The 2,135-nt window shown below is 51.4% G+C and carries 2 tRNA genes and 2 rRNA genes; all 4 read left to right on the forward strand.

The features are described from left to right. A 16S ribosomal RNA gene (locus LK542_RS24730) occupies positions 1-1,208 on the forward strand; the annotation flags it as partial. Positions 1,209-1,289: 81 nt separating this feature from the next. Then, a tRNA-Ile gene (locus LK542_RS24735) sits at positions 1,290-1,366 on the forward strand. Positions 1,367-1,375: 9 nt separating this feature from the next. Next, positions 1,376-1,451, forward strand: a tRNA-Ala gene (locus tag LK542_RS24740). Between the two features lie 249 nt (positions 1,452-1,700). Beyond that, positions 1,701-2,135 (forward strand): 23S ribosomal RNA (locus LK542_RS24745); the annotation flags it as partial.

The following is a 2,135-nucleotide window of genomic DNA, read 5'->3' on the forward strand; positions in this document are numbered from 1 at the left end:
CGGCCCAGACTCCTACGGGAGGCAGCAGTGGGGAATTTTGGACAATGGGCGCAAGCCTGATCCAGCAATGCCGCGTGAGTGAAGAAGGCCTTCGGGTTGTAAAGCTCTTTTGTCAGGGAAGAAACGGCCTAGGCTAATATCCTGGGCTAATGACGGTACCTGAAGAATAAGCACCGGCTAACTACGTGCCAGCAGCCGCGGTAATACGTAGGGTGCAAGCGTTAATCGGAATTACTGGGCGTAAAGCGTGCGCAGGCGGTTTTGTAAGTCTGTCGTGAAAGCCCCGGGCTCAACCTGGGAATTGCGATGGAGACTGCAAGGCTTGAATCTGGCAGAGGGGGGTAGAATTCCACGTGTAGCAGTGAAATGCGTAGAGATGTGGAGGAACACCGATGGCGAAGGCAGCCCCCTGGGTCAAGATTGACGCTCATGCACGAAAGCGTGGGGAGCAAACAGGATTAGATACCCTGGTAGTCCACGCCCTAAACGATGTCTACTAGTTGTCGGGTTTTAATTAACTTGGTAACGCAGCTAACGCGTGAAGTAGACCGCCTGGGGAGTACGGTCGCAAGATTAAAACTCAAAGGAATTGACGGGGACCCGCACAAGCGGTGGATGATGTGGATTAATTCGATGCAACGCGAAAAACCTTACCTACCCTTGACATGGAAGGAATCCCGGAGAGATCCGGGAGTGCCCGAAAGGGAACCTTCACACAGGTGCTGCATGGCTGTCGTCAGCTCGTGTCGTGAGATGTTGGGTTAAGTCCCGCAACGAGCGCAACCCTTGTCATTAGTTGCTACGCAAGAGCACTCTAATGAGACTGCCGGTGACAAACCGGAGGAAGGTGGGGATGACGTCAAGTCCTCATGGCCCTTATGGGTAGGGCTTCACACGTCATACAATGGTACATACAGAGGGCCGCCAACCCGCGAGGGGGAGCTAATCCCAGAAAGTGTATCGTAGTCCGGATTGTAGTCTGCAACTCGACTACATGAAGTTGGAATCGCTAGTAATCGCGGATCAGCATGCCGCGGTGAATACGTTCCCGGGTCTTGTACACACCGCCCGTCACACCATGGGAGCGGGTTTTACCAGAAGTAGGTAGCTTAACCGCAAGGAGGGCGCTTACCACGGTAGGATTCGTGACTGGGGTGAAGTCGTAACAAGGTAGCCGTATCGGAAGGTGCGGCTGGATCACCTCCTTTCTAGAGTAGCACCAGGAGCTAATGCTCCATCATCAAGCGTCCACGCTTATCGGCTGTTGTAGCAAGTAACGAGAACAGTTCGGGTCTGTAGCTCAGTCGGTTAGAGCACCGTGTTGATAACGCGGGGGTCGTTGGTTCGAATCCAACCAGACCCACCACGTAACATCGGGGGATTAGCTCAGCTGGGAGAGCACCTGCTTTGCAAGCAGGGGGTCGTCGGTTCGATCCCGTCATCCTCCACCACCTATCTCGAAAGTCCAAACGTAAATCAGCCGTGAATGAATGGTTGAGATTTAGGTTTGATCTTTTAGAGATCACTGTTTTTTCGTTCTTTAACAATCTGGAAGAAGTAAAGTTTTTTTAAGCGTGCAAACGAATCAGAAATGATGAGTAGCACACTTAGGGTAGTAATCAAGTATCAACAAACATGCAATGAGCTGTACTCTTGATTTCTATGACGATCCCTTAACTCATGAGGGGCCAACGTTATAGGGACAAGCGAATAAGTGCACATGGTGGATGCCTTGGCGATTACAGGCGATGAAGGACGTAGTAGCTTGCGATAAGCTGCGGGGAGTGAGCAAACACACTTTGATCCGCAGATTTCCGAATGGGGAAACCCGGCCTTTTAGGTCATTGCATACTGAATACATAGGTATGCAAAGCGAACGCGGCGAACTGAAACATCTAAGTAGCTGCAGGAAAAGAAATCAACCGAGATTCCCAAAGTAGTGGCGAGCGAAATGGGATGAGCCTGTACGTGATAGTCGAATTGATAGTGGAAGCTTCTGGAAATAGGCGCCATAGCGGGTGATAGCCCCGTACACGAAATCTCTTCGGTGGTACTAAGCGTACGACAAGTAGGGCGGGACACGAGAAATCCTGTCTGAACATGGGGGGACCATCCTCCAAGGCTAAATACTCGTA

Origin of the sequence: Massilia sp. IC2-477 (assembly GCF_020707265.1) — a bacterium.
Classification (GTDB): Bacteria; Pseudomonadota; Gammaproteobacteria; order Burkholderiales; family Burkholderiaceae_D; genus Telluria.